This window comes from Spongiactinospora sp. TRM90649 (genome assembly GCF_029382225.1).
GTDB lineage: Bacteria > Actinomycetota > Actinomycetes > Streptosporangiales > Streptosporangiaceae > Spongiactinospora.
On record NZ_JARLTC010000043.1, the window covers coordinates 75,096 to 100,347 of the forward strand.

Here is a 25,252-nt window from a genome sequence, read left to right on the forward strand (position 1 = left end):
CCCGCCGACCCGCGACCAATGGAACCACCCGGCCGAAGGAAGGGGTCGGCCGGAAATGGTTGGCAGGTGCCCGGGGTTCGCGGTTAGCCTCGGCCGGTGAGCATTAAGCCGCTTCCCTTGTTGTGGTTGCACGGCCCTCCGGGGGTCGGTAAGACGTCGGTGGGGTGGGAGATCTACACGCGGCTCGGCGGCGAGGGGGTGGCCGTGGCCTACCTCGACGCCGACCAGCTCGGCCTGTGCCTGCCCGCCCCGGCGGGCGACCCCGCCGGGCATCGGCTCAAGGCGCGCAACCTCGGTGCGCTGCTCCCGGTGTACCGCTCCGGGGGTGTGCGCTGCGTGGTGCTGTCCGGGGTCGCGGAGAGCCCGGCCGTCGTCCGGACCTACGCCGAACGGCTCCGCCATGCCACACTCACCCTGTGCCGCCTGCGCGCCGACGGCGACACGCTGCGGCGGCGATTCCTCGGCAGAGGCCGGCTCACGAACCGCGTGGACGAGGCCGTCCGAATGGCGGCCACCCTCGACGCCGCCGGTTTCCCAGGAACGTGCGTGGACACCACCGGCCGTTCCATCACCGAGGTCGCCCAGCAGGTCCGTCAACAGACCGGCGACTGGCCGGGAGCAGGCCGATGAGCGCCCCGCGGCCCCGCCCCCACCGCCCCGCCGACCGGCCGGGACCAGGGCGATGAGCGCTCCACTGCCGCAGCCTCACGCCCCCGGCACCGCCGTCCGTTCCAGGGGCGTGCCGCTGTTGTGGGTCTGCGGGGCGCGGGCCGTGGGCAAGTCGTCGGTGGGGTGGGAGATCTTCATGCGGCTGGTGCGTGACGGCGTCACCGCCGCGTATGTCGATCTCGCGCAGCTCGGGTTCGTCACGCCCGCGCCCGCGGACGATCCCGGTGGTCATCGGTTGCGGGCGCGGGCGCTCGGGGTCGTCTGGGCGGAGTACGCGGCGATGGGGGCGCGCCGTCTGATCCTCTCCGGCGACGCGCCCGGCCACGGCATCGTCCGTCTCTACATCGACGCGGTCCCCGGCGCCGAGCCGGTCGTGTGCCGGCTGCGGGCGGCCCCCGACCGGCTCGCCGAGCGGCTTCTGCGGCGTGGCCGTGGCGAGGGCCCGCCTCTCCCCGGCGACGACCTCCTCGGGCTCCCCGCCGCAAGCCTGCTGCGCCACGTGGAGCGGTCCGCCCTGGATACCGGGCACGCCGACATAGCGGTGGACACCAGCCATCTCACCGTCGCCCAGGCCGCCGATCTCGTACTCGCCAAGGGGTGGCCCCTGTCAGGTGACCGGGAGCCGTAGCACGCCCCGGATGGCGGCGTCCGGCCGCATCGGGACCTCCTCGGCGGGGACCGCCAGGCGCACCCCGGCATGCGGCGCACCAGCAGGGCGAGCGCGGCGCTCAGCTCGTTCCTGCCCAGTTGCTGCCCGAGGCGCTGGTGGACGCCGTGGCCGAACGCCAGATGCCCGGTCGCCTCCCGCGTGCCGTCGAAGTCGGCGGGCCGCTCGAACCGCAGCGGGTCGCGGTTGGCCGTGGACAGCGACATCGTCACGGTCTCCCCCGCCGCGATCGTCCGTCCGCCGATCTCCACGCGGGTCTCCAGCCACCATGACACCGGGGTTTCCGGCCGTCCACGGACATCCGGAGGGGCGTTCCCCCCAGGGCCGGTCAGCCCTTCTGGGCGGCGAGGACGGCGGCGCGCACCTCCGAGACGGCGCGGTCGAGGGAGGCGAGGTCGGTGATGAACAGCGACTCGGTGAAGCCGATGCCCGAGACCGCCGCCCCGCCGAACACCTGGCCCCAGACCAGGTTGCCACGGATCGTCAATGTCATGCCGGCCCGGTCATGCCGCGACGACGGCCCGCAGGCGCCGCCCGGGCGCGACATCCCGTTTCGTGTAGAGCCGTTCCACCGTGGCCAGGGCCCAGCGCATGCGGCTCGCGGCGGTGTCCGGGTAATCCCCATAGATGGCGGCGACCTCGCCCTCGCATCCCCGGCTGCCGCCGTGGACGCGCAGCGCGGCCCTGATCGCGTGGGTCGCCTCCTCGGCGCTGGGCGATCCGGTCGCCGACAGCGGGCTGACGAACAAAGCCTTCGCCCTGGCGGCGCGGAGCAGATCGGCTGAGCACGGCATGACCGGCACTTCCTTCCACTGTGACGGATACATACCTCTACAGAGCCCGAAGATTGGATCGCTGATACATGCGGGCGGCGTGGCGTCCGTCAGCGCGGGATCCACACGGTCGTTACGACCCCCGGGACGTGGGCGACGCGGCAGTGCAGCCGGAAGGTCTCCGCCGGCACCGGCTCGATCTCGAACCGCCCCAGCTCGTCGAACGGCACCCGCGCGCTCTCGCCCCCCATCGTCTGCACGTCGAGGTCGCTGGGTCCCGGCGGCCCCGCGCCGGGATCGACCGGCACGATCTGCCCGACGACGACCCTGCCGGTGAACCCCAGTTCGATGATCGTCGTGGGCGACTCCAGGGTGACCGTCCGCACGGCCGCCACGCTGCCGCGCTCGGCGGCGGCGGGAACGCGGCGGCCCGCGGAGTCGTAGGTCAGATCGGCCAGCTCGGAGTCGATGTCGCGCAGCGTGTAGATCGCCTTGGCCGCCCCGGCCGCGTCCGGCGGGACGGGCGCGGTGCGCGACAGCGCGGCGCGCAGCGCGCCGAGGATTCCCTGACGGGCGGGGAGCCGTCCGGTCAGGACCTCCTTCAGCGCGGCGAGCAGTTCCTCGTCCGCCGACCGCCGGTTGGACATGATGTTCACCTTCCCGTGAGGTCGTCCATGCCGAAGCCGCCCGCCGCCAGCAGCCTGCGCAGCCGTTCCAGGCACCTTGCGCGGTGCGGGCCGATGCTGCCGACCGCGGTTCCCGTCAGCCGCGCGATCTCCGCGTACTTGATCGGCGGGTCCTGGACGAGCAGGGCGAGCAGGGTCCGGCAGGGCTCGGGCAACCGGTCGAAGGCGGCGCGCAGCGCGATGCGGCGCTCGGCCGCCAGCAGTTCGTCCACCAGCCGGGCGACCTCGTCCACGGCGGGCTGCCGCGGCGCGGACCGCTCCAGGTCCTCGCGCTTCCTGGCCCTTTCCACGACCCGGCGGCACTCGCGGTGCGTGGTCGTGGCCAGCCATCCGGGCAGGGCGGCGGGCTCGCGCAGCGGCAGGTGCCGCAGCAGGCTGAGCCAGACCTCCTGGCTGACGTCGTCGATGTCGGGACGCCGCAGGCCGTACCCTCTGGCGATCGACCAGACCAGCGCGATGTAGCGGTCGACGAGCTGGTCCCACGCCTCCTGGTCGCCGTCGCGGGCACGGGTGACGAGATCGACGACGGAGGTGTCGTCACGCATCGATGCCCCTTCCCTGACGGTGGTGCCGTCACAGCGCCTGGGATTCGGAGTAGCCGGTGATCAGGGAGGCGGGGTCCTGGCGTGCCAGTTCCAGCGCCTCGCGTGACGAGATGCGGCCGGGGATCGTGCGGGCGGCGATCTCGCCGGAGACCACGGCGGCGGCGAACGAGGTGCCCGACCAGCGGACGGACCCGCCGAAGCCGACATATCTCGGGGTGCCGACCTGCTCTCCCCTGCCGTTGCGGTGCCGGATGACGACCTCGCCGCGCAAATAGGGCCCCTCCAGGTCGACGCCGGGGGCCAGCACGCCGATCCAGGGCACCTTGGGGGTGAACGGCGCGATCTCCCCGCCGGCGGCGCACGCGCCTACCGCGAGGACCTGCGGCATCGCGGCGGGCCAGCTCGCGGAGTTGTCGTGCAGCCCCTCGGGCACCATGTCCGGGTGGTCGGCCCGGACCTTGCTGACGTTGCCGTGGTTGCCCGCGGCCACGACGACGACGGTCTCGTCGGAGACGACGCCGAGGGCGGCGCGGAAGATCAGCGGTTCGAGGCCGTCGTCGGTCTGCTGCCCGCCGATGGACAGGTTGAGCACGTGCGGCCTGCCGCGCGCCACCGAGGCCATCGCCTTGGCCACGCTCCAGGCGTCGCCCTGGGCGTTCTCGTCCAGGACCGCCTGCACCGACACCTCGGCCGCCGGGGCGCGCATCAGGATCCGGCCCACGATCATGGTCGCGTGGCCCTCGGTGTAGGCCCAGCCCTCGGTGCCCGGCGCGGCGGGCAGCATGTCGCGCGCGACCGCCGTGACGTACTTGTCCTGGAACAGCGGATGCGGGTACACGCGGGTGTCGAGGACGCCCACCCGCACGCCCTCCCCCTCGCCCTCGTGCGCCGCGCCGAGCGACTCGATGGCGACGGCGGGCGCGGGGTCGCCCTCCAGGCCGCCGCTGATGTACGGCTCGCCCCTGACCTCCTCGACCCCCCGGTTCTTGCCCATCACCGGGGTCCAGTCGTCGTACTCCCGCCGGAAGCGCAGCCGAAGGCCGCGCAGGATGATGTCGATCTCGTGGACGTTGCCCTCGCCGCGCTGTTCAATAAGATCCCTTTCCAGATTCGGATCGGCTTCGAGAAGCGCGGCGACCGCACCGGAAAGATTGGGAATGGTAATTCGCGCGAGCCGCAGCAGGCTATTGCGCTCGATATCGAGATCCGTGACGCCCGCACCGATCCGGTCTAATTGACGGAGGACCACACCGAGGTGCGGCAGGACCACCACGAGCTGGTCTTTCTCGTAGATCTCGACTCTGCCTCTGGCCAGACCCATGTTCGTACTCCCCTGTCGGCGGGCCTTCTCTTAGGCACAGAGGAGGCTCGTCATGGGTTGATACACCTACTGTGCGGCAAATTCCGTTGACCGGTGGCGCGGTGTTTGCTCATGCTTCCTTGCATGGAATCCGGCGTGTTATCCGATCGGGCCCGTGCGGCGCTCCGCATGGCCGAGGTCGACCCGCCTCGCTCCGTGACCGTGGCGAGCGGGGTGGCCGCCGACGCCAGGGCGGCGGGCGACCTGGTCTCGGCCGCCGTGGCCGAGCGCGCCCTCGGGCTGGCCGCGTTGCACCTGCAGGACCTCGACACCGCGCTGCGCCACCTGCGGGTGGCGGTGCGCACCGGCTACCGGGCGCGGGCGCCGCAGATCGCCGCCGAGGCCCGGATGACCCTGGCGTTCGTGCTCAACGTGCGCGGGCGCCCGCGCCACGGCCTGCGGGAGATCGACGCCGCGCTGGCCGAGCTGCGCGGGGTGCCCTGGGCGCGGGCCACCGCGCAGCGCGGGGCGATACTCAACCAGCTCGGCCGGCTCGACGAGGCGCTGTCCAGCTACCGCACCGCCCTGCCGCACCTGCGCAGGGCGAAGGACCACCTGTGGGTGCAGCGGGTGCTGCTCAACCGGGCGGTGCTGCACGGGCGCAGGCAGGAGTTCGGCGCGGCGCAGAGCGACCTGCGCGCGGCCGAGGAGCTGTGCCTGCGCCACGACCTGGGGCTGCCCCTGGCGTTCGTGCGGCAGAACCTCGGGTGGATCAGGGCGATGCGGGGCGACGTCCCGGCGGCGCTGCGCTGCTTCGAGGCGGCCGAGGCCACGCTGCGCGACCTGCGCTCCGAAGTCGCCTGGCTACTGCTGGACCGGGGCGAGCTGCTGCTCTCGGTCCATCTGATCGCCGAGGCAAGGGAGGCGGCCGAGGCGGCGGTGCGGGCCTTCCAGGAGGAACGGCGCGGGATCGGGCTGCCCGAGGCCCGGCTGCTGCTCGCGCGGGCCCGCGCTCTGGACGGCGACGCGGCCGGGGCCCACGAGCAGGCCGGGACGGCGCTGCGCGAGTTCACCCGCCAGCAGCGTCCCGAGTGGGCGGCCCTGGCCAGATACGTGGCCCTGCGCTCCCGCCTGGACGAGAACCGGGACGTCCGGCGCGACCGGGCCGATGGGCGGCGGCTGGAGCAGGCCGCCGACGAGTTGTGCCGGGCGGGGTGGCCCGCGGAGGCGCTGGAGGCGCGGCTGGCGGCGGCCGATCTGGCCCTGCGGCACGGGCGGGTGCAGCGGGCCTGCGAGCAGTTGAGCCTGGTCAGTGTGGCGCGGCGGCGCGGGCCCGTCAACCTGCGCGCGATGGGCTGGCACGCCGAGGCGCTGATCAGGCGCTCGCGTCCCGGCGGGCGCGGGGCGCTCGCGGCGGCGGGGCACGCGATGCGGATCCTGATCGAGCACCAGTCCACCTGGGGGGCGACCGACCTGCGCGCGCACGCGGCGGCGCACCGGGTGGATCTGGCCGAGCTGGGACTGCGGCTGGCGATGGAGCGGGGGCGTCCCGCCCAGGTGCTGTCGTGGGCCGAGCAGGGCCGGGCGACGAGCCTGCTGGCGCGGCCGGTGCGCCCGCCGTCCGATCCGAGGCTCGCGGCGATGCTGGCCCGGCTGCGCGTCACCGTGGCCGAGATCGAGGAGTCCGCCGGGGAGCGGTCCGCGCCCGCCCGCCTGTTGCACCGCCAGGTCGCCCTGGAGCGGGAGATCCGCGACTACTGCCGCGCCCACCCGCCGGGCCGTGACGTGCTGATGATCCCCCAGGTGGGGGTGGAGGAGCTGGCGAAGGCGCAGGGCCCCGCCGCGCTGCTGGAGTTCGTGCATCTGGACGGCACGCTGCACGTGCTCACCCTGGTCGAGGGCCGCCTGCGGCTGACCACGCTCGGGCCCTCCGCGCCGCTGCCGAACCTGCTGGCCCACATCCCGTTCACGCTGCGCCGCCTGGCCCGCCCCGAGACCCCCGCCCCGAGCCGGGAGGCGGGGCTGGCCATGCTCCGTGACATCGCCGCCCGCATCGACGACTTCCTCTTCGGGCCGGTGCGCGCGGAGATCCGCGACCGGCCGCTGGTGCTGGCGCCGACCGGCGCGCTGCAGTTCCTGCCGTGGGCGGTGCTGCCGTCGTGCGCGGGGCGTCCGGTGACCGTCGCGCCCTCTCTGGCCCTGTGGCACGCCGGGCTGGTGTCGCCCCGCTCGCCCGGCCACGTCCTCGCCGCCGCCGGGCCGGGCCTGCCGGAGGCGCTGCGCGAGGCGCGGAGCGTGGCCGCGCTGCACGACACGGCGCCGCTGGTCGGGGCCGAGGCCACGGCAGAGGCGGTCACGTCGGCGCTGAACGGCTCGGCCCTGGCGCACCTGGCCGCGCACGGCCGCGTGCACCCCACCAACCCGCTGTTCTCCGCGATTCGCCTGCACGACGGGCCGCTGACCGCCTTCGACCTGCAGGGGCTGGCGTCCGCGCCACAGATCGTGGTGCTGGCGGCCTGCGACGCGGGACGCTCCGCCGTCCGCCCGGGCGACGAGGTGCTCGGCCTGGGCGCGACCCTGCTCGCGCAGGGCACGCGCCAGGTCGTCGCCCCGGTGATCGCCATCCAGGACGCGCTGACCGGCCCCCTGATGACCGCCTTCCACCGGCTGCTCATCCAGGGGCTCTCCGCGGCCACCGCGCTGGCCTGCGCGCAGCGGTCGATGTCGGATCACGTCGCGGCGTGGGCCACCGCCGTGGCGTTCCTGGCCATCGGCGCCGACCAGACCTTCGCCCCGGCGTCGTCGTCCGGGTGATCCGCGCCGGGCGCGGCGCCCCGCCGTACGGGACGCCGCGCCCGTGCCGTCACGCCCTGCGGGGTTCTACCGCGCGGGTGTGGACGGCGGGGACGCCGGTCTGCTCTTTGACGCCGCCGGCGGTGTAGACGCCGGTCACGACGAGCGGGCGGTCCGACACCAGGTCGAGCACTCCCAGCGTGGGCGTGGCGTGGTCCAGGCGGACCGCCTCGCCGAGGGCGCAGCAGTCGTCCATGGTGGCCTCGCCCGGCTGGAGCCGGATCCGCGCGAACGGCTTGGCCTCGACGGTCTTGGGCTCCCGCCCGACCGGCTTGCCGTTCAGCAGGACCGGCGCGAACCGCTTCTCCACCAGCACCGGGCACGGGCCCGGGTTGTAGATGGTCACCGCGGTCGCGTAGCGCCCGGCCGCGACCGTCGAGCACTCCCGCTCGCCGACCGGCTTGCGCGTGCCGCACAAGACCTCGACGACGTGGTGGTACTCGCAGGCGGGCACGGTGATCCGCACCGGCTTGCCGCCGACCACGGCCCCGTCGGCGACGACGTCGAGCGAGCCGGAGAAGACCTGCGGGTCCTCCGCGCACTCCACGGTGCCGGTCCAGGAGACGTCGAAGGCGAGGTGGTGCTCGGTGTCGCCGCGCAGCGGGCCGTAGCCCCCGGCGGGCGCGATCCCGGCGACGAACCCGGCGATGGACGCGCTGGGCACGAGCCGCACGTTGCCGGTCACCGTCACCGCGTCCTTGATCAGGGCGATCAGGGTCGCGAGGATGTCGGCGGCGGCGCCGATGACGTGGGTGCCCCCGGTCGCGCCGGTGATGCGGGTGGCCTGACCGGAGGTGCCGCCGATCGTGCACACCGTGTAATCGCCGGCGTCGCGCACCGGGTCGTCGTCGAGGCCCGCCGGGTAGAACCCGGTGATCGTGCTGACCGCGACGACGGTGACGCCCGCCGCCCGCAGCGCGTCGGTGGCGGTGCCCTCGGTCACGTCGGCGCCCGCGCCGGAGATCGCCGCGCACACCGGGTCGTGGCCGGGGGCGTCGCCGAACCAGGCGATGATCCGCCGGGCGTCGGGCCGCCAGCCGGTCGCCGGATCCTTGGCGATGTTCTCCAGGGCGAAGAGCTGCGCCTCGGATCCGTCGCCGCCGCCCACCGCCGACCAGGTGAGCACGGCGTTGCGCACGCTCACCGTGTCGGTGCCGGGGGCGAGCTGGTGCTGGAAGGCGTAGCCCCCCGAGCCCTCCACGGGGAAGTCGCGGTAGTTGCCCACGCCGAACGCGACGTCGAAGACGGTGGGGTCGAGTGCCGTGAGAATCGAGTCGATCCCCGCCTGCACCGCGGTGAGCGCCGGGCTCATGCTGCCGGTGGTGTCGGCCAGCAGGTAGACGTCGGCCTTCGGCTTCACGCCGGACACCGGGATCGTCACGGTCACGCGCTCGTCGAGGCGGGCGCACTCGCGCAGCACGAGGTCATTGGACGCCGGGTCGACGATGACGGGGCTGGAGCGTTCCAAGGCGACGCGTGCGGCGGCGGTGACCTCGGGTGTGAAGAGCGCCCGACCGGCCGCCCCCTCCAGCTCCGCGAGCGCCGCCTCCTCGCCGTCGTCCCCGACGACGACCTGGTGGACCTCGTTCGGCCGCCCCTCCGCGGCCCCCCAGTAGCGGTGGACGGCCCCGCCCGCCACCCGGTCGCTCTCCTCTGCGACCACGCGCACGCCATCGGTGCCGAGGCTGCGGGCGAGCAGTGCGCGCGCGGCGGCCTGGACGTCGATCGATTCCATCTCGGGCTTCCTTCCTCACGGAACCGGTTCGACTGGACAGAGGACCGGCCGCGAGGGTTGATACACCCTGGGATGGATACGCTCCGATAACGATCGGCTGCGTAGCGTCAGAACGCCGTGCCGACCCCGGCGACGAGCGCGGTCAGGGTGGCGCCGAGCGGGGCGTCCAGGACCACCATGGCCTCGGCGTCGGCCCGGGTGGGGCCCTGGTTGACGATCGCCACCGGTATGCCGTGCTCCCTGGCGCGGCGCACGAAGCGGTAGCCGGACATCACGGTCAGGGACGATCCCAGGACGATCAGCGACCCGGCGCGCTCGGTCATCGTGAAGCACTCCTCTACGCGGGGCCTGGGCACGTTCTCGCCGAAGAACACCACGTCGGGCTTGAGCACGCCGCCGCAGCCGTGGCAGTCCACGACGGTGAACGCCTCGATCACGGCGTCGGCGATCACGGCGTCGCCGTCGGGGTTGATCTGGTCCACCGCGGCGCCCCAGCCGGGGTTGGCGGCGCTGAGCCGCTCGTGCAGCAGGGTCCGGGGGCTGCGCAGCCCGCAGCCCAGGCAGCGCACCCGGTCGAGGGCGCCGTGCAGTTCCACCACGCCGCGCGCGCCGGCGGCCTGGTGCAGGCCGTCCACGTTCTGCGTGATGACGCCGCCCAGCAGGCCGAGTCGCTGGAGTTCGGCCACCGCGCGGTGGCCCGCGTTGGGGGCGGCGCGGGCGATGTGCCGCCAGCCCAGGTGGCTGCGCGCCCAGTAGCGACGGCGGGCGGCGGCGCTGCCCAGGAACGCCTGGTAGGTCATCGGCTCGGTCCGCCGTCGGCGGCCTGTCTCGCCTCGATAGTCGGGAATGCCGGATTCCGTGGAAAGCCCGGCTCCGCTGAGGACCACCACCCCGCCGTCCGCGACGAGATCGACGAGCGATTCGAACGCGGCACCCAGGTCTATCGTCTGAGTCACATATCCATATTGCCGGAAGCGCGGCGCCGTCTCGTGGTCACGATCAGGTAGATCCACGCGAGCAGGGCGGTCACCGTCCCCGCGCCGTACATCGCGGCCGCGCTCGCGGTGAGGGCCGCGCCGCCCAGGGCCGTGCCCAGCGCGATGCCCACGTAGATCGCCGAGGAGTTCACCGAGACGACCAGGGGCACCTCGTCCGGCGCCGCGCCGATGAGCCGGTGCTGCTGCGGAGGCGTCTGCGCCCACGAGGCGGCGCCCCACAGGAAGACGAGCGCGGCCACGGCCGGGGCGGGCGCGCCGCCGCCGGCCGCCAGCAGGTGGGAGAGCGCGAACGCCAGCGCCATGGCCGGGTAGACCACGCCCAGGACGCTCACCGGCCCCCGGCGGTCCGTGCCGTGGCCGGAGCCCAGGATGCCCAGCACCGCGCCCACGCCGTAGACCGCGAGCATCCACACCGCGGCCGTGCCGGTCACGCCCATCGCGGCCAGCGCGGGCACGCTGTAGGCGTACGCGGTGTAGGCCGCGGTCATGCCGAGCACGGTGAGCGGCAGCACGGTGAGCACGCCGGGGCGGCGCAGGACGCCCATCCGCTCGCGCAGCGGCACCCGTCCGGCGCCCGGCAACGGGGGCAGGCTCACCCTGACGCCTCCCGCGACGGCCAGGCACAGCCCCGCGACGGCGGCGAGCACGGCCCGCCAGTTCGCCAGGTGGCCGATCAAGGCGCCCAGCGGCACCCCCAGGGCGGCCGCGGCGGTCAGCCCGCCGACCACGAACGCCAGCGCCCGGCCCCGGAACTCCGGACCGGCCAGCTCAGCCCCCGCCGCCCCCGCCGTGGGGATGAAGGCGGCGGCCCCGGCCGCGGCGAGCACCCGGGTGGCGGTCAGCGCGGGAAGGCCGGGGGCGAGGGCCGATCCCAGGTCGGCCACGGCGAGCACGCACAGCCCGCCGACCAGCAGCGCCCGGCGCGGCATCCGGGCCGTCATCGTCGCGAGCACCGGGGCCAGCGCCGCGTACGCCAGCGCGAACACGGTCACCGACTGCCCGGCCGCCGCCTCGCTCACCCCGAGCGAGGCGGCCATCGCGGGCAGGAACCCCGCGACGGCGAACACCCCCGTGCCCACCGCGAACGTGCCCACGGCCAGGACCAGCACGGACATCGGCGCCCGCGTACCGGCACCGGCCGGCGCCCCCACCGTCGTGCGCGGCGTGTCGGTCATCTCGCATCCCCTCGGGATAGGGGATGTCCCGATTCCGGTCATGGGAAGATCCGGGATCGGCCACGAGGTGATGGCGGTCAGGCGGGCGTCCTGGCGGTCGGCGCGACGCCTCTCGTCATGGGCAACGGCTCGGCGCCGGCCATCGGGCGCGTGCCCTGGGCCTCGGGCACGGCGGCGGCCGGGATGGGCGCGTTGCAGTTCGCGCTCGGCGCGGCCGTCTCCCCACTGGAAGAGCACGGGCAGCGCGACGACGGCGGGCGCGCCGAGCGCGACCACCACCAGCAGCACCGCGGACATCCCCAGCGCCGCGCACTGCCCGATCGTCATCGGCGTCCGCGGCCGCAGGCGGCCGACCAGGCGCGCACTGAGCAGGCCGACCGAGATCATGCCGAGCGAGTTGACCGCGAACACGACGGTGTAGGCGGTGGTGGACAGGCCGAGCACGTCCTGCAGCACGAAGGGCGAGGCGGAGATGTAGGCCATCAGGCCGCCGAAGGCGAACGCCACGGGCCAGCGCCTGGCCCAGGTAATATGTGGACACAAATACCGCATTGATGCAGCTCGGGTCCGCCCTGCGTGACCTCAACCGCGACCTCGTGCGCGCGAGCAGGCGGATCTCCGGCGTCGATCCCCTGCCGGAGACCGAGGCCGACATCATCCGGCTCGTCGTCGCCCGGCCGGGGCTGAGCCCGGGGGGCTCGCCGCCGAGCTGAAGGTCAAGCCGAGCAATGTCAGCACCGCGCTGCGGCATCTGGCCGCCGCCGACCTGGTAGTCCGCGAATCCGACCCCTCCGACCGGCGCGCCACCCGCGCCCTGCCCACGCCGCGGGCGGTCCGCAACGCCCGACTCATCGACGAGTCCCGGGCAGCCTGACGCGGCAGGCGCTGTCCGGCCTGCCGCCCGAGCAGCGCGAGGCGGTGCTGCGCGCGGTCCCCGCGCTCGTCACCCTCCAGCGCGGTGCGCGACCTGGTCTAGGGCCTGGTCTGAGGCACGGTCTGGGGCACGGTCTGGGGCACGGTCTGGGGCACGGCCGCGCGGACGACTAGAGGCGGGCGTCCGCCGCCGCCTGCGGGTCGAAGCCCCCGAAACGCCCCGAGTGGTACAGCAGCGGACGTCTCCCCGGGCCGAGCAGCACCTCCACCACCAGGCCGACCACCAGCAGGTGGTCCCCGATCGCCGCCACCGTGTGGGCGGAGCAGACGAGGTTCGCGCACACGCCGTCGAGCACCGGGACGCCGAACGGCCCGTGGTGCCAGCGGGTCGGCTCGGCGAACCGGTCGACGCCCTTGCGGGCGAACCGGTCCGCCAGCTCCCGCTGGTCGCCGGACAGGATGTTGACCGCGAAGTGCCCGGCCGCGCCGAGCCAGGGCGCGCTGCCCGACTCCCGGTCGAGATAGAAGGACACCAGGGGCGGGCGCAGGCTGGCCGAGGTGAACGAGGTCACTGTGATCCCGGCGCGCGATCCCTCCGCCTCCGCGGTGACCACCACGACCCCGGCGGCGTGCCTGCGAAGGGTGCCACGGAACTTGTCATCGCCGACCGCCCGGTCCCACGCAGCGCTACCCACGAATGGCCTCCAGAAGGGCACAAAGTCACAGCGGTCATGACAATTCTGGACTCCCCACGGTAGACCGGCTTCACCGGGTTCTGAAGGCCGGTCTGGGACCATCGGGGGATGGAGATCTGGATCAACCCGAGCTGTTCCAAGTGCCGTTCGGCGCTATCCGTCCTCGACGCGGAGGGCGCGGGCTACACCGTGCGCCGTTACCTGGACGATCCGCCGTCGGCGGCGGAGATCGGCGACCTCCTGGCCAGGCTCGGTCTCGAACCGTGGGACATCACCAGGACGGGCGAGGCCGTCGCCGCCGAACTGGGCATGGCCGACTGGCCGCGCGACACCGAGGACCGGGTCCGCTGGATCGAGGCGCTGGCCGCCCACCCCGTCCTGATCCAGCGGCCGATCATCACGGCGGACGACGGCTCGGCCGTGGTCGGCCGCACCGAGCAGGCCGTCCGCGACGCCCTCGGCCGGACCGAACCGCCCTCCTGAACGCCGGCGCCGGTACGACCTGCACGCATGCGGAGTCGGGGGTGAACGTCCGGCCTGGGGCTTCCGGCGCGGGCCGACATCCGGGTAAGCGCGGTGAGCGGCCAGGTCGAAGGACACCTCCTGGGGGCGGAACGCCCCCGGCCTGTTGATGCTCGGCCACGCGTGTCAACGGCCGCCTTGGGAACCCCCGAAATCGGGGAGCCGATCGAATCCCGGCCAGATCGGCACGGCGTGGATCGCGTCCGAAGAGTCCACGAGGAGCGGGCAAGGAGTGGGCAACGAGTGGGTACCGAGGCGACGCCACGCCCCCGCCCTGCGTTCAGTGCGGAGGCGCTCCTCGCCGGGGCGTCTTTAGGACGTTATGTCGGGAAATGCGATCCGGCAAGACCAATGGCCTAATACGTTCGCATCCGATATGGCTCCGAGCCGGCATCTCCACGACTACCACCTGGATTAACCGTCGCTTCATGCAAAATCCGGACTGGAGTGCAACTGTCCTTTATGACCGCTCGTCCTCGCTCCCCCGATCAGGACACCGGTTCTGACCGAGGACACGGTCGGAAGGGCACGTCGTGCGCCGACTCGCCTCCGCCGTCACCGCCGCAGCCGCAGCGATCGCCACCATCACCCTGACCGCCGCGCCCGCGGCGGCGATCCCGCCGAACATCCCGTCGGCCGCCACCGCGGCCGACCGGCTGGCCGCCCTGACGGTGGCCGCGGAGTCCCACCACAGCACCTACGACCGCGACCTCTTCCCGCACTGGACGACCGTCTCGGGAGCCTGCAACACCAGGGAGCAGGTGCTGAAGCGGGACGGCACGGGCGTCGTGGTCAACTCCTCCTGCGCCGCGGTCTCCGGCAGTTGGTACTCGCCCTACGACGGAGCCACCTGGACCGCCGCCAGTGACGTCGACATCGACCACATGGTGCCGCTGGCCGAGGCCTGGTCCTCAGGCGCCTGGTCCTGGTCCACCTCCCGGCGTCAGAGCTTCGCCAACGACCTCGGCGGGCCGCAGCTCTGGGCGGTGACGGACAACGTCAACCAGGCCAAGTCCGACCAGGACCCGAGCACCTGGCAGCCGCCCAGGACGGCCGAGCGCTGCCGCTACGCCCGCGCCTGGATCCAGGTCAAGTGGTACTGGGGGCTGAGCACCGACAGCGCGGAGAAGGCCGCCCTGTCCGGCATGCTCTCCACCTGCTGACCGCGACTTGTCGACATGAGAAGACGGCCCGCCTCCCATCGGGGAGGCGGGCCGTCGTTTCCCGGCGAAAGACCGATCGCTACGGGAAGATATGTTCAGAGAATCACGAGGCGCAGACGGAGCCCGGCGCCACGGAGCTGATGGTCTGCGTAGCGGTACGCGACCAGAAGGACTGCAGCGCGAAGCTGGGGTTACCGGTCACGCAGTAGTCGAGGTTGGTGGCGTTGATCGCCGACAGCATGACCACGCTCGGGCTGTAGGTCCTGGTCGCACCCTGCGGAATGTAGTCGATGGCCGACGTGGACAGCTCCACGCAGACGTATCCGACGGGACAGGGCGGAGCACTCTCGGCGGACGCCGACGCGGCGGCGCCGAACAGCGCCACTCCGGCGAGCGGCAGCGCCGCGACGGCCCCGAGGATCTTGTTCTTCATCCTCATGGAATCCTCCAGGTGTTCGAGGGGTTATGCCGGCTCCGGCCGGTGCTGCCGGACCGACGGAAAGAGCGTTACAACCGCTCTGGACAAACTTCGGACACGATCTGGACACACTCGTCACAAGGGTCTGTCAACTGCCGAAACACCAAAAAGATCAACCGGAATTGATGATCTGTCAGCTTTTCGGATGGTCGAACGGACGTTTCCGAGTGGGAGCTATTTCCCACTCCGCCGAATTCCGGCCAGTCCACCCGCCCACACCACCGATGACCTGCACCAACGGCGCCGGCCCACACCCCACAGCCGAGCGAACCGACGCACCCCTTCGGAGTCACGAAAAAGCGACTTCGCCTCCCCGGGGCAAACAAAACCGACAAAGCCCCCCATGGCCTCACCCAGTAATCCGCCACCCCGAAAACGCGCCCACACGCCCCAAGCGACCTACGACCCACACTTCTCCCGGCCGCCCCCACCCCCACCTGACGCCCCCGGAGGCACCCGCTTGGCCACTCTCAGCCTCACCGCGCGCGCCCCGACGGACGGCGTCTCCCCCCGAACCCACCCACCGATCGCCCCGCCAAGCGGCCGAGAACCCGGCCACCCCACCCGCCGGCGGCAGGACGTCGCTTCGCGACCACCCCGCGATTGCGGTATGGTTTTCCCGTCGGCCCCGAGAGGGAGCCACACCACCGGGCGATTAGCTCAGGGGGAGAGCGCTTCGTTCACACCGAAGAGGCCACTGGTTCGATCCCAGTATCGCCCACCCTGATCAAGAGCCCCGGAAGAGATCAACTTCCGGGGCTTTCTGCTTTCCCCAGGCCCGTGCACTACGGGTTCATGATCATTTCGAGCCGCCCACGCTTGGTCCTCATGGACGCCGGAGCGGCACCCGGGCTAGCCGCACCATGTCCGGGTGCGGTAACGCCCGCCCTGCCAGAGATCGTCGGCGTACAGATCGATCCAGACGTGGTGGGCGCCGCCGACCACGTTCGCGTCCATCGTGAATCCGTGCCCCTTGCTGGAGTCGCAGACAGTCCTCGACTCGAAGTCGAGCTCGTCGCCCTTGCGGGCCTGCGGCGGGGTGCCGATTCCGAAGTGGGTGCGGAGTTCTTCTTCGCGGGATCGCAGCGGGGGCGGGGAGAGCGGGTGGAACGGGTGGGTGACGTGCGGCGACTCGGCGTAGAGGTCGAGGGCGTCCTGCATGACGGCGGTCTGCTCGAAGAGCCCACCGTCTACGCGGGGACGGTCCTGGGGACCGAGAAGGTCGACGGCACCAACGGCAGGGTCATCCTGCCGCCGGACGGCATGTGGCTGATCGGGTCCCGCGAGGACCTGCTCACCGCGCGGGGTGACTGGTGCACAATCCGGCGCTCGGCATCGTGGACCCGCTTCGCGAGGTCGCGGAGAAGGTGTCGGCGACGCGGGCGGAGGGATCCGGGGAGATCCTGGTGCTGTATCTGGAGGTGTACGGCTCCAGGCAGCTTCCGGCCTGGAAGCAGTACGGCTCAGGCGAGGCGGCGGTCCGGCTGTTCGACGTGGCGTCGATCCCGGAGGAGATGCTGTCGTGGGAGATCGAGCGCATCGCCTCGTGGAGGCACGACGGCGGGCAGGAGTTCGCCGCCGAGCCGGTGCTCGGCGATCTGGCGGCCCGCGGCGGGCCGGCGCTCACCCCGCGCCTGTTCGAGATCGACGGCGGCGACCTGCCCTCCGACATCGAGGGCATGCGCGCCTTCATGGAGACCTATCGGGGCACGCGGGTGGCCACCTCGGGCGAGCCCGGGCTGAACGAGGGGATCGTGCTGCGCGCCCCGGACCGGAGCGTGATCTCCAAGGCCCGGTTCCAGGACTACGACCGGACGCTGAAGCGCCGCGCGAAGGGCAGGTGACCCGACGCGGCTACTCGGGCCCTGGGGTCTTGCGGGGGCGGCCTCCCCGGCGGGAGCGGCGTTCGGCGAGTTCGGCCCGCGCCCGCTCCAGCGCGGCGAGTTCGCCGTCGTCGCCGTACGCCTGGATGACGGCCGCGATGTGGGCGAGGAGGTCGGCGGAGCGGTCGGTGTCGAGCCGGGCGCAGACGCTTCCGTAGGCCTCCCAGAGGCCGTCCGGGACGCGGAACCGGCGGAGGGGGGTGTGGGCGGCGGAGTTCGGCGCCGAATTCTGCGTGGTCACATGCGGAAGGGTGACACAGATCATGTGTGCCCACAAGATTTCATTCGCAGACGGCACACCGGATCCTGCCCGCCGCGACGGCGGTGCCCAGGCCGGATCGGGCGCGGGCGTCCCCTACTGGAGGGGGGCGGCGAGATCGTGGAGGTGATCAGGGGCTGAGGTGGGTTGGGGGAATGGTCCCGGATCGGGCGCGTGAGGAGGGGTCGGTGGCATAGCATCAGGCTGACCTACAGTGACACGATACGAACGGAGCAGGGGCTTTCGTCGGAGAGGTCCCGCTAGGCGGGGCCACTGGACCGCAGCGACACGCAAAACCCTTGTAAACATGGGCCTGATGTCGATGTTTGACCAGGTAGGCGCCCAAATGTCGGGCTGTGATGTGCGTTACAGAAGGGCCTGGAGGCGGAATCTTTTCTACAGGTTTCTTCGTTCCGCGTCATAGCTCGCGACGAAGCCCGTCAGAGCAGTGAAAGCCCCGATGAGGGGACCCGACGACGTAAAGGTTTGGCTGACGATGAACAGCACCACCGTCTCCGCCGAGCTGGGCCTTCGGCTTGTGGTCCCCGACCGTACCACCGTCCCCCTGCTCGCTGGACTCAGCTACACGGCCGAAGACCCGTATGCGATCCGGATGGCCTTCCATGTGGGGAACGACGAACCGGTCGAGTGGATCTTCGCCCGCGAGTTGCTGACCGTGGGCATCGTACGGCGCGTCGGTGACGGCGACGTCCAAGTCTGGCCCGCGCGCTCGGACGGCGAGCGCACCCTGCACATCAGCCTGACCTCCCCTTTCGGTCAGGCTCTCTTCGAGGTGCCGCTGGCGCCGCTTACCGAGTTCCTGCACCGTACCTACGAGCTGGTCCCCGCCGGTCGTGAGACGGACTTCATGGATCTCGACTCGGAGCTGAGCAACATGCTGTGGAGCTCCTGACCGGCCGCCCCCCTGTCAGGAGTCGAGCGCGGTGAGCAGGCCGCGCATCCGGCCGATCTCGATGCTCTGGCCGGAGACGACGTCGCGGGCGACCAGCCGCATGCGCCGGTCGGTGCCGCGGCGCACTTCGTCGTGCGCCATCGTCAGTGCGCCCTGGTGATGGGCGATCATCAAACGCAGGAAGAGCCGATCGAACTCCGCGCCCCTGGCGGCCCGCAGCCGGTTCATCTGGTCGAGCGTGGCCATGCCGTACGCGCCCTCGACGTGATCGTGACCGCCCGGCACGGGGCGTCCCTTGCTCGTCAGCCATTCGGACATCGCCGCCATCTCCGGCCCCTGGGCGGCGGTGATCCGTTCGGCGAGGGCCGGAATCCGGCCGCCCGCGGAGCGTTCCGGAACGAGCGCGGCCATCTCCAGGGCCTGCCGGTGGTGCGGGATCATCGACTCGGCGAAGGAGACATCGGCGGCGGAGGTCCGCGATTCGGGCTCGCCAAGGCGTTCGCCGGGCGCCGCCGTACGGCCCGCGCCCCCGGGCTCACCGGGAACGATCACCGGAGCCCCGGACCCCGCCGTGAGCGCGGCCGGCCCCTGGGTGCCGGAGCCGCCGATGTCACCAGAGCACCCGGCCATGCCACCGGCGACTGCCGTTGCCAGCACAACCGTGCCCCAGAGCCTCCACGTTCCCCATCTCCCCGACATAGCTTCCATACTGGGGCACATTCATCACCAGCACTTCGGATGGGGAGACAGTGATCAGGCGATCGATCGGCTGGACGGCTGCGGCGTTGACCACCCTGATACTGGCGACGGCCTGCGCGGGCGATCCGGGCCCCGCGGGCGATCCGATCGTCTCCCCGCTGTCGGTGCCGTCCGACGGCACGCCGAGCCCGTCGCCGACCAGCGATGAGATCAGGAGCAGCGACAACGTCAAGCTGGTGACGAACGTCCCGCTGGAGAAGCCGTTCGACGGCAAGGAGTCCTGGGGAACCGACCTGGCGTTCCAGGGCGACTACGCGTTCGTCGGGAACTACGACGGCTTCACCGTCCACGACATCAGCGACCCCAAGAAGCCGGTCACGATCAGCCGGGTGCTCTGCCCCGGCGGGCAGAACGACATCTCCGTGAGCGGGAACCTGCTGTTCCTGTCGGTCGACGATCCCCGCTCGGACGAGACCTGCGTGAGCACGCCCGCCGACGACCCCACCACCGGCGGCTGGGAGGGCATCAGGATCTTCGACATCACCGACAAGGCCAAGCCCCGCTACGTCTCGTCGGTCGCCACCTCGTGCGGCTCGCACACGCACACGATGATCCCGTCCGACGACCGCGAGTCGCTCTACCTCTACGCGTCCTCCCCCGGGCCGATCCCGGACTCCAAGACCTGCCGTCCCCCGCACAACACGGTCTCGATCGTCGAGGTGCCGCTGGACCGGCCCGGCGACGCCAAGGTCGTGGCCGAGCCGACGGTGTTCGAGAATGGCAAGCAGAGCGACGGCGACATGGGCATCGGCGGATGTCACGACATCACCGCCTACCCGGAGAAGAAGCTCGCGGCGGCGGCCTGCTTCGGCGACGGCGTGCTCCTCGACATCTCCGACCCGGTCAGGCCCAAGGTGCTCCAGCAGATCAGCGACGAGGAGAACTTCTCCATCTGGCACTCGGCGACCTTCAACGACGACGCCGGCAAGGTGGTGTTCACCGACGAGCTGGGCGGCGGCGGCAGCCCGACCTGCGACCGGAAGACCCCCGCCAAGTCGGGCGCGAACGCGATCTACGACCTGAAGGACGGCCGGCTCACGCTCCGCTCCTACTTCAAGATGCCCCGCGAGCAGGGCGAGTCCGAGAACTGCGTGGCGCACAACGGCTCGCTGATCCCGGTCAAGGGCAAGGACCTCATGGTGCAGGCGTGGTACCAGGGCGGCGTGTCGATCTGGGACTTCACCGACTCCGACGCGCCCAGGGAGATCGGGTTCTTCGAGCGAGGCCCGCTGGGCGACCCCGAGGCCTCGCTCGGCGGCTCCTGGTCGGCCTACTACTACAACGGCTACATCTACTCCAGCGACATCACCAAGGGGCTGGACGTGATCGCGATCGAGGATCCGCTCACCGACCCGGCCAAGCAGGTGACCATGGAGGAGTTCAACGTGCAGACGCAGCGGGCCTACGGGAATTGATCACGGGTCGAGGTCGGCGGCGGAGCGCTCGGCGAAGACCCGCATGGCCTTGGTGGTGACGGGGCCGGGGGCGGCGGGCAGCGCGACGCCGTCCACGAGCCGGATCGGCTGCACGTCGCGGGTGGTGGAGGTGAGGAACGCCTCGTCGGCCTCGCCCAGCGCGGACAGCGGCACGTCGGCCTCGTCTCCCCCGCACCAGGCCAGCACCAGGGCCCGCGTCACGCCCGCCAGGCAGCCCGAGTCGAGGGTGGGGGTGATCAGGCGCCCGCCGGTCACGACGAAGACGTTGCTGCCGGTGCCCTCGCACAGGTTCCCTGCGAGGTTGCCGAAGATCGCCTCGCCGCCGCCCCGGGCCTTGGCGTGGGCCAGGGCCTTGACGTTGTCGCCGTACGAGGTGGTCTTCACGCCGGACAGCGCGCCGCGCTCGTTGCGCGGCCAGGGCACGACGGCGACGTCGGCGGTGGCCGGGAAGGGCTTCTGCTCGCTGACGATCACCACGGTGGTGACGCCCTCGTCGCCCCGGTCGGAGCCGAGCGGGCCCGCGCCGCTGGTGTAGGTGACGCGGATCCGGCCGAGCGGCCACTGCGGCGCCTCGGCCAGGCACGCCCGCACGCCCTCGGCGATGGCCTCGGTGTCGGGCTCGGGGAGATCGACGCGCCGCGCGGACAGCGCGAGCCGGTCCAGGTGCCTGGTGAGCGCGAACGAGCGGCCGTGCACGATCTTGATCGTCTCGAACACACCGTCGCCGACCATCAGTCCGTGGTCGAACACCGAGACCGTCGCCTGCGCCGGGTCGAGCAGCTCCCCGTTGACCCAGACGGGTGTTTTCATGAGCGTCCTCCTGTTGGGGTGTGCGATGCCAGGGTGATGAGCCTGGACGCCTTGAGCTCGGTCTCCCGCCATTCCCTCCGAGCGTCGGAACCCCAGGTGATGCCCGCTCCGGTGCCGAAACGGATCAGGTCGTGCTCGAACCAGAAGGTGCGGATGCCCACGGCCAGCGCCGCCCGGCGCCGGTCGGCGTCCACCCAGCCCACGGCACCACAGTACGGCCCCCGTGGCTCCGGTTCGAGCGCATTGATGATCCTCAGTGCGGAGGATTTCGGTGCACCAGTGACCGAACCAGGAGGAAAGGTAGCAGCGAAGAGTTCAGGCCATCCGGCGCCGGGGGCGAGCCGGGCGCGCACGGTCGAGACCAGGTGGACCATGCCGGGGTACGCCTCCACGGCGCACAGCTCGGGAACGCTCACCGAACCGACCTCGGCCACCCGCCCCAGGTCGTTCCGGACCAGATCGACGATCATCACGTTCTCGGCGTAGTCCTTCTCCAGCAGGTCCTCCGCCGAGAGCCCGGTTCCCTTGATCGGGCGCGACTCGATGACGTCGCCGTCCCTCGACAGGTACAGCTCGGGGGAGGCCGAGACGACGCCGAGGCCGCGCAGGCCGATCGCGGCGGCGTGGGCGGCGGGGTTGCCCTCGGCCAGCCGTACGGCGAGCGTCAGCGGGTCGGGCTCCGGCCCGGGCAGCGGCGCGGTCAGCACCCGGCACAGGTTGGCCTGGTAGACCTCGCCGCGCTCGATGTGCGAGCGGATGGTCTCCACGCCCGCCTCATAGGCCACCTGATCGAGCGAACCGGTCCAGGAAGCGGGGGACGGCCCGCGCCATGGCGCCGCCCCGGCGGCCATCCGGGCGAGCGGCGGGGCGGGGCGTACGTCGTCGAAGCGGGCACAGGTCACCTTGCCCTCGTAGGTGACCACGACCGCCCACCAGCCCTCGCCGTCGAGCGCGGCCAGGTCGGTGGTGACGTCCCGCAGTCGTGTCGCTAGATATCCACCTACATGGGCAAAAGCATGTTGCACAGCACTATTGTCCCGCCAAAGCCGCCGCCTCGCGGAGGTGGCCCAGCAGCGCCGTCGCGGTCGGGAGCGCCGCCCGGCGCGGCAGGACCGCGTGGGAGCTGGCGAACGCCCCCACCCGCAGCCGTCCGCCGCTGCCCCGGTGGATCCCGGCCGGTTCCTCGCCCGCGCGGTCGAGCCGTTCCAGGGCGGCGACCGCGTGCCGGCGCAGCGTCTCCCCCGCCGCGGTGAGCCGCACGCCGACTATGTGTAGCCGAGGCGGTCGGCGGCGGCGGTGAAGGAGCCGGTGCGGGCGACGGCGTCGAGCAGCCGGAGGGCGTCCGTGTCGAACATCACGCACATCCGCACGTACCTCACCGACATGGACCTGCTGCCCGGCTACGCCCGGGACATCACCGGGCGGCCCCCGGCCAGCACGACCGTGGAGGTGACCCGCCTCTTCCAGCCCGGGCTGCTGGTCGAGGTGGACGTCGTGGCGGCGATCCCCGGAACGGCGGGCCGGGCGCCCCGGCGACGGCTACCCGAGCGGCCCCGTGACGGACTCGGCGGCGGTGAGCAGAGTACGGTCGCCGATCATCCGGACCACGGCCTCGATCTCCGGCGCCATGAACCTGTCAGGGCCGGGGCCGGGAACCTCCTGACGCAGCGCCGCCAGGACCGCGCCGGTCGCGGGGGCGGGCTCGGCGGGGCGGCGCAGGTCGAGCCCGCGCGCGGCGGTGAGGATCTCCACCGCCAGCACACGGGTCAGGCCGTCCACCGCGCGGCGCAGCTTGCGCGCCGCCGACCAGCCCATGGAGACGTGGTCCTCCTGCATGGCCGAGCTGGGGATGGAGTCCACGCTCGCGGGCACGGCCAGCCGCTTCAGCTCGGACACGACCGCCGCCTGCGTGTACTGGGCGATCATGTGGCCGGAGTCGACGCCCGGGTCGCCCGCCAGGAAGGCGGGCAGGCCGTGGCTGCGGGCGACGTCCAGGAAGCGGTCGGTGCGGCGCTCGGACATCGAGGCGACGTCCGCCACCGGGATGGCCAGGAAGTCCAGCACGTAGCCGAGCGGCGCGCCGTGGAAGTTGCCGTTGGACTCGACCCTGCCGTCTGCGAGCACCACCGGATTGTCGATCGCGGAGGCCAGTTCGCGGGAGGCGACCATGACGGCGTGCGTCAGAGTGTCCCTGGCCGCCCCGGCGACCTGCGGCGCGCAGCGCAGCGAGTAGGCGTCCTGGACGCGCGTGCACGAGCCGTCGCGGTGCCCCGCCATGATCCCGGAACCGGCGAGCAGCGCCCGCATGTTGGCGGCGGCCACCGCCTGCCCCGGATGGGGGCGCAGTTCCTGCAGGTCGGCGGCGAAGACGTAGTCGGTGCCGAGCAGCCCCTCCACGCTCATCGCGGCGGCGAGGTCGGCGGTGGTGAGCAGCAGCGAGAGGTCCTCGATGGCGAGCGACAGCATGCCGAGCATGCCGTCGGTGCCGTTGATCAGGGCCAGGCCCTCCTTGGCGACCGGCTCGACCGGCTCGATCCCGGCCTGCTTGAGCGCCTCGGCGGCGGGCGTCGTACGGCCGGCGGCGTCGGTCACCGTCCCCTCGCCCATCATCGCCAGCGCGACGTGGGACAGCGGCGCCAGGTCGCCCGAGCAGCCCAGGCTGCCGTACTCGTGCACGACCGGGGTGATCTTCGCGTTGAGCATGCCCGCGAGCGTCGCGGCCGTGCCCGGGCGCACACCGGTGTGGCCGGTGGCGAGCGTGCTCAGCCGCAGCAGCATCATGGCGCGCACGACCTCGATCTCCACCTGCGGGCCCGAGCCCGCGGCGTGGGAGCGGATCAGCGAGCGCTGCAGCCTGGCCCGCATCTCGGGGGCGATGTGCCGGGTGGCCAGCGCGCCGAAGCCGGTGGAGACGCCGTAGGCGGGGGTGGGGCTCTCGGCCAGTTCCTCCACCCTGGACCTGGAGGCGGCCATCGCCGCCACGGCGTCGTCGGTGAGCCGCACGGCCACGCCGTGCCTCGCCACCCGGACGACGTCCGCGATCCCCAGCGGTCCGGGACCGACGGCGACGGCCTCGCCGTTCACGACCTCGTTCATGTGAACGTCACTCTCTCGCAATGGAATGCCATGTAACTTGCGTATGGCATGTTAGCCCCTTACAGGCCGCTTTACATCAGCGCCTTCAAGCCCAGCCGTCCCTCCTCCGTCACCCGCAGCGCCCTGCGCATTCGCCCGCGCTCGAACCAGCCGCACTCGATCAGCCGGCCGGTCAGCGCCGCTCCGAGCGCGCCGCCGAGATGCGGGCGCCGTTCGGTCCAGTCCAGGCACTCGGGCGCGAACCGGCGGCGCGTCCGCCGCACCTCGCCGACCTCCACCCCCAGCCCGCGCAGGACCGCCTCCCCCTTCTCAGGCACCTCGTACCCGTCGTCGCCCGCCGCCAGGCAGCCCGCGGCGATCAGCCGGTCCAGCAGTTCCACCCCCGCCTGCCCGGCCAGGTGGTCGTAACACGTGCGCGCCTCGCGCAGCAGCCGCGCCTGTCGGGCCGCCTTCAGCGACCGGACGGCGGGCCGCGGGCTGATCCTCGCCAGCACCTCCAGCGCCTCGGCCACCGGCGGCCCGGCCAGCCGGTAGTAGCGGTGCCTGCCCTGGCTCACCACCGCCACCAGCCCGCCGTCCAGCAGCCGCCCCAGGTGCGCGCTCGCCGTCTGCGGGCTCACCCCGGCCACCCTGGCCAGCTCACCGGCCGCCAGCGCCCGCCCGTCCAGCAGCGTGGTCAGCATCGCCGCCCGCGTGGGGTCCGCCATCAGTCCGGCGACAGTGGCGATGTCGGCGTCTTTCGCGAAAGGTTCGGCGTCCATGCGACAGAACGTAACCCACGTATCATTCGGCGGCCGTCGAAGTGTCCCCGCCGGTTTGGGTACTCGCCCATGATTCGCTAGAGTTCTTCCCGTGGCGCCGCCCCGGCCGATGGCCGGGGAGAAGCCCACGCGGACGTGGCTCAGCTGGTAGAGCATCACCTTGCCAAGGTGAGGGTCGCGGGTTCGAATCCCGTCGTCCGCTC

General features: G+C 72.4%; 28 protein-coding genes, 2 tRNA genes and 1 pseudogene. 11 read left to right on the forward strand and 20 right to left on the reverse strand.

From position 1 onward, the window contains the following. Positions 1 to 96: 96 nt before the first annotated feature. Entirely contained in the window at positions 97 to 630 is a 534-nt protein-coding gene (locus P3X83_RS37555) for a hypothetical protein (protein ID WP_277310144.1), read from the forward strand. A gap of 52 nt (positions 631 to 682) precedes the next feature. Beyond that, on the forward strand, positions 683 to 1,297 hold the full coding sequence (locus tag P3X83_RS37560) for a hypothetical protein (protein ID WP_277310145.1): 615 nt from the start codon (positions 683 to 685) through the stop codon (positions 1,295 to 1,297). A 131-nt stretch (positions 1,298 to 1,428) separates the two neighbouring features. On the opposite strand, the pseudogene P3X83_RS43395 reads toward P3X83_RS37560, so the two are convergent. The 6 genes and pseudogenes from P3X83_RS43395 to P3X83_RS37590 form a co-directional block, all read right to left on the reverse strand. Next, positions 1,429 to 1,542 (reverse strand): annotated as a pseudogene (locus P3X83_RS43395) (hypothetical protein); the annotation flags it as partial. Between the two features lie 122 nt (positions 1,543 to 1,664). Beyond that, the gene (locus P3X83_RS37570) at positions 1,665 to 1,829 is read right to left on the reverse strand and encodes a Na+/H+ antiporter NhaA (RefSeq protein ID WP_277310146.1); all 165 of its coding nucleotides are present in this window, start codon (positions 1,827 to 1,829) and stop codon (positions 1,665 to 1,667) included. 10 nt (positions 1,830 to 1,839) lie between these two features. Further along, positions 1,840 to 2,130 (reverse strand): hypothetical protein, encoded by a 291-nt coding sequence (locus tag P3X83_RS37575; protein ID WP_277310147.1) that lies wholly within the window; start codon positions 2,128 to 2,130, stop codon positions 1,840 to 1,842. Positions 2,131 to 2,219: 89 nt separating this feature from the next. Next, on the reverse strand, positions 2,220 to 2,756 hold the full coding sequence (locus P3X83_RS37580; RefSeq protein WP_277310148.1) for a hypothetical protein: 537 nt from the start codon (positions 2,754 to 2,756) through the stop codon (positions 2,220 to 2,222). A gap of 5 nt (positions 2,757 to 2,761) precedes the next feature. Then, the gene (locus P3X83_RS37585) at positions 2,762 to 3,340 is read right to left on the reverse strand and encodes a sigma-70 family RNA polymerase sigma factor (RefSeq protein ID WP_277310149.1); all 579 of its coding nucleotides are present in this window, start codon (positions 3,338 to 3,340) and stop codon (positions 2,762 to 2,764) included. Between the two features lie 28 nt (positions 3,341 to 3,368). Further along, entirely contained in the window at positions 3,369 to 4,661 is a 1,293-nt protein-coding gene (locus P3X83_RS37590) for a S8/S53 family peptidase (protein ID WP_277310150.1), read from the reverse strand. A 123-nt stretch (positions 4,662 to 4,784) separates the two neighbouring features. On the opposite strand from P3X83_RS37590, the gene P3X83_RS37595 reads away from it, so the two are divergent. Then, a complete protein-coding gene (locus P3X83_RS37595) occupies positions 4,785 to 7,454 on the forward strand; it encodes a CHAT domain-containing protein (RefSeq protein WP_277310151.1) in 2,670 nt (889 codons plus the stop codon). 49 nt (positions 7,455 to 7,503) lie between these two features. Here P3X83_RS37595 and P3X83_RS37600 read toward each other — a convergent pair whose 3' ends face one another. The 3 genes from P3X83_RS37600 to P3X83_RS37610 all read right to left on the reverse strand — a co-directional run bounded on the left by P3X83_RS37600 (position 7,504) and on the right by P3X83_RS37610 (position 11,908). Beyond that, positions 7,504 to 9,228, reverse strand: coding sequence for a vWA domain-containing protein (locus tag P3X83_RS37600; RefSeq protein ID WP_277310152.1), 1,725 nt, complete (start codon positions 9,226 to 9,228; stop codon positions 7,504 to 7,506). A 107-nt stretch (positions 9,229 to 9,335) separates the two neighbouring features. Beyond that, positions 9,336 to 10,184, reverse strand: coding sequence for an NAD-dependent protein deacetylase (locus tag P3X83_RS37605; RefSeq protein WP_277310153.1), 849 nt, complete (start codon positions 10,182 to 10,184; stop codon positions 9,336 to 9,338). After that, positions 10,181 to 11,908 (reverse strand): MFS transporter, encoded by a 1,728-nt coding sequence (locus P3X83_RS37610; RefSeq protein ID WP_277310154.1) that lies wholly within the window; start codon positions 11,906 to 11,908, stop codon positions 10,181 to 10,183. Before P3X83_RS37610 ends, P3X83_RS37605 begins: the two co-directional genes overlap by 4 nt. A gap of 47 nt (positions 11,909 to 11,955) precedes the next feature. On the opposite strand from P3X83_RS37610, the gene P3X83_RS37615 reads away from it, so the two are divergent. After that, complete coding sequence (locus tag P3X83_RS37615) at positions 11,956 to 12,114, forward strand: hypothetical protein (RefSeq protein WP_277310155.1); 159 nt, start codon at positions 11,956 to 11,958, stop codon at positions 12,112 to 12,114. Positions 12,115 to 12,444: 330 nt separating this feature from the next. On the opposite strand, the gene P3X83_RS37620 is transcribed toward P3X83_RS37615, so the two are convergent. Further along, a complete protein-coding gene (locus P3X83_RS37620) occupies positions 12,445 to 12,969 on the reverse strand; it encodes a flavin reductase family protein (protein WP_277310156.1) in 525 nt (174 codons plus the stop codon). Positions 12,970 to 13,077: 108 nt separating this feature from the next. Here P3X83_RS37620 and P3X83_RS37625 point away from each other — a divergent pair, with 108 nt between their 5' ends. Together P3X83_RS37625 and P3X83_RS37630 are read left to right on the forward strand one after the other, a co-directional pair. Then, on the forward strand, positions 13,078 to 13,452 hold the full coding sequence (locus P3X83_RS37625; RefSeq protein WP_277310157.1) for an arsenate reductase family protein: 375 nt from the start codon (positions 13,078 to 13,080) through the stop codon (positions 13,450 to 13,452). Positions 13,453 to 14,024: 572 nt separating this feature from the next. Continuing rightward, positions 14,025 to 14,654, forward strand: a complete 630-nt coding sequence (locus P3X83_RS37630; protein WP_277310158.1) for an HNH endonuclease family protein — start codon at positions 14,025 to 14,027, stop codon at positions 14,652 to 14,654. 103 nt (positions 14,655 to 14,757) lie between these two features. Here P3X83_RS37630 and P3X83_RS37635 read toward each other — a convergent pair whose 3' ends face one another. Continuing rightward, on the reverse strand, positions 14,758 to 15,093 hold the full coding sequence (locus P3X83_RS37635) for a hypothetical protein (protein WP_277310159.1): 336 nt from the start codon (positions 15,091 to 15,093) through the stop codon (positions 14,758 to 14,760). Positions 15,094 to 15,781: 688 nt separating this feature from the next. Here P3X83_RS37635 and P3X83_RS37640 point away from each other — a divergent pair. Continuing rightward, positions 15,782 to 15,853, forward strand: a tRNA-Val gene (locus P3X83_RS37640). A 131-nt stretch (positions 15,854 to 15,984) separates the two neighbouring features. On the opposite strand, the gene P3X83_RS37645 is transcribed toward P3X83_RS37640, so the two are convergent. Next, complete coding sequence (locus P3X83_RS37645; RefSeq protein WP_277310160.1) at positions 15,985 to 16,293, reverse strand: hypothetical protein; 309 nt, start codon at positions 16,291 to 16,293, stop codon at positions 15,985 to 15,987. 152 nt (positions 16,294 to 16,445) lie between these two features. On the opposite strand from P3X83_RS37645, the gene P3X83_RS37650 reads away from it, so the two are divergent. Further along, entirely contained in the window at positions 16,446 to 16,976 is a 531-nt protein-coding gene (locus P3X83_RS37650) for a hypothetical protein (protein ID WP_277310161.1), read from the forward strand. 10 nt (positions 16,977 to 16,986) lie between these two features. On the opposite strand, the gene P3X83_RS37655 is transcribed toward P3X83_RS37650, so the two are convergent. After that, on the reverse strand, positions 16,987 to 17,256 hold the full coding sequence (locus P3X83_RS37655; RefSeq protein ID WP_277310162.1) for a hypothetical protein: 270 nt from the start codon (positions 17,254 to 17,256) through the stop codon (positions 16,987 to 16,989). 514 nt (positions 17,257 to 17,770) lie between these two features. On the opposite strand from P3X83_RS37655, the gene P3X83_RS37660 reads away from it, so the two are divergent. Next, the gene (locus P3X83_RS37660) at positions 17,771 to 18,187 is read left to right on the forward strand and encodes an SsgA family sporulation/cell division regulator (protein ID WP_277310163.1); all 417 of its coding nucleotides are present in this window, start codon (positions 17,771 to 17,773) and stop codon (positions 18,185 to 18,187) included. Between the two features lie 15 nt (positions 18,188 to 18,202). Here the strand turns inward: P3X83_RS37660 and P3X83_RS37665 are convergent, their stop codons facing one another. Beyond that, entirely contained in the window at positions 18,203 to 18,844 is a 642-nt protein-coding gene (locus P3X83_RS37665) for a DUF305 domain-containing protein (RefSeq protein ID WP_277310164.1), read from the reverse strand. A 92-nt stretch (positions 18,845 to 18,936) separates the two neighbouring features. Here P3X83_RS37665 and P3X83_RS37670 point away from each other — a divergent pair, with 92 nt between their 5' ends. Continuing rightward, positions 18,937 to 20,361 carry a hypothetical protein gene (locus tag P3X83_RS37670; protein WP_277310165.1) on the forward strand — a complete coding sequence of 475 codons (1,425 nt, stop codon included), beginning with the start codon at positions 18,937 to 18,939 and terminating at the stop codon, positions 20,359 to 20,361. Here P3X83_RS37670 and P3X83_RS37675 read toward each other — a convergent pair whose 3' ends face one another. The 6 genes from P3X83_RS37675 to P3X83_RS37700 form a co-directional block, all read right to left on the reverse strand. Beyond that, positions 20,362 to 21,192, reverse strand: a complete 831-nt coding sequence (locus P3X83_RS37675; RefSeq protein WP_277310166.1) for an aminotransferase class IV — start codon at positions 21,190 to 21,192, stop codon at positions 20,362 to 20,364. Then, on the reverse strand, positions 21,189 to 22,217 hold the full coding sequence (locus tag P3X83_RS37680) for a chorismate-binding protein (RefSeq protein WP_277310167.1): 1,029 nt from the start codon (positions 22,215 to 22,217) through the stop codon (positions 21,189 to 21,191). The genes P3X83_RS37675 and P3X83_RS37680 overlap by 4 nt, the downstream gene beginning before the upstream one ends. A gap of 4 nt (positions 22,218 to 22,221) precedes the next feature. Continuing rightward, a complete protein-coding gene (locus tag P3X83_RS37685) occupies positions 22,222 to 22,452 on the reverse strand; it encodes a hypothetical protein (protein ID WP_277310168.1) in 231 nt (76 codons plus the stop codon). A gap of 5 nt (positions 22,453 to 22,457) precedes the next feature. Next, entirely contained in the window at positions 22,458 to 22,577 is a 120-nt protein-coding gene (locus tag P3X83_RS37690) for a LysR family transcriptional regulator (RefSeq protein ID WP_277310169.1), read from the reverse strand. Between the two features lie 154 nt (positions 22,578 to 22,731). Beyond that, on the reverse strand, positions 22,732 to 24,288 hold the full coding sequence (gene hutH, locus P3X83_RS37695; RefSeq protein WP_277310170.1) for a histidine ammonia-lyase: 1,557 nt from the start codon (positions 24,286 to 24,288) through the stop codon (positions 22,732 to 22,734). Between the two features lie 71 nt (positions 24,289 to 24,359). Next, complete coding sequence (locus P3X83_RS37700) at positions 24,360 to 25,049, reverse strand: winged helix-turn-helix domain-containing protein (protein WP_277310171.1); 690 nt, start codon at positions 25,047 to 25,049, stop codon at positions 24,360 to 24,362. A 129-nt stretch (positions 25,050 to 25,178) separates the two neighbouring features. Between P3X83_RS37700 and P3X83_RS37705 the strand changes: the two genes are divergently transcribed. Then, a tRNA-Gly gene (locus P3X83_RS37705) sits at positions 25,179 to 25,251 on the forward strand. Position 25,252: the final 1 nt, after the last annotated feature.

Coding starts and splice junctions, on each gene's coding strand:
- P3X83_RS37560 (WP_277310145.1), top strand. CDS start 683: ATGAGCGCTCCACTGCCGCAGCCTCACGCCCCCGGCACCGCCGTCCGT.
- P3X83_RS37570 (WP_277310146.1), bottom strand. CDS start 1,829: ATGACATTGACGATCCGTGGCAACCTGGTCTGGGGCCAGGTGTTCGGC.
- P3X83_RS37575 (WP_277310147.1), bottom strand. CDS start 2,130: ATGCCGTGCTCAGCCGATCTGCTCCGCGCCGCCAGGGCGAAGGCTTTG.
- P3X83_RS37580 (WP_277310148.1), bottom strand. CDS start 2,756: ATGTCCAACCGGCGGTCGGCGGACGAGGAACTGCTCGCCGCGCTGAAG.
- P3X83_RS37585 (WP_277310149.1), bottom strand. CDS start 3,340: ATGCGTGACGACACCTCCGTCGTCGATCTCGTCACCCGTGCCCGCGAC.
- P3X83_RS37590 (WP_277310150.1), bottom strand. CDS start 4,661: ATGGGTCTGGCCAGAGGCAGAGTCGAGATCTACGAGAAAGACCAGCTC.
- P3X83_RS37595 (WP_277310151.1), top strand. CDS start 4,785: ATGGAATCCGGCGTGTTATCCGATCGGGCCCGTGCGGCGCTCCGCATG.
- P3X83_RS37600 (WP_277310152.1), bottom strand. CDS start 9,228: ATGGAATCGATCGACGTCCAGGCCGCCGCGCGCGCACTGCTCGCCCGC.
- P3X83_RS37615 (WP_277310155.1), top strand. CDS start 11,956: ATGCAGCTCGGGTCCGCCCTGCGTGACCTCAACCGCGACCTCGTGCGC.
- P3X83_RS37625 (WP_277310157.1), top strand. CDS start 13,078: ATGGAGATCTGGATCAACCCGAGCTGTTCCAAGTGCCGTTCGGCGCTA.
- P3X83_RS37635 (WP_277310159.1), bottom strand. CDS start 15,093: ATGAGGATGAAGAACAAGATCCTCGGGGCCGTCGCGGCGCTGCCGCTC.
- P3X83_RS37645 (WP_277310160.1), bottom strand. CDS start 16,293: ATGCAGGACGCCCTCGACCTCTACGCCGAGTCGCCGCACGTCACCCAC.
- P3X83_RS37660 (WP_277310163.1), top strand. CDS start 17,771: ATGAACAGCACCACCGTCTCCGCCGAGCTGGGCCTTCGGCTTGTGGTC.
- P3X83_RS37675 (WP_277310166.1), bottom strand. CDS start 21,192: ATGAAAACACCCGTCTGGGTCAACGGGGAGCTGCTCGACCCGGCGCAG.
- P3X83_RS37690 (WP_277310169.1), bottom strand. CDS start 22,577: ATGTCGGTGAGGTACGTGCGGATGTGCGTGATGTTCGACACGGACGCC.
- hutH (WP_277310170.1), bottom strand. CDS start 24,288: ATGAACGAGGTCGTGAACGGCGAGGCCGTCGCCGTCGGTCCCGGACCG.
- P3X83_RS37700 (WP_277310171.1), bottom strand. CDS start 25,049: ATGGACGCCGAACCTTTCGCGAAAGACGCCGACATCGCCACTGTCGCC.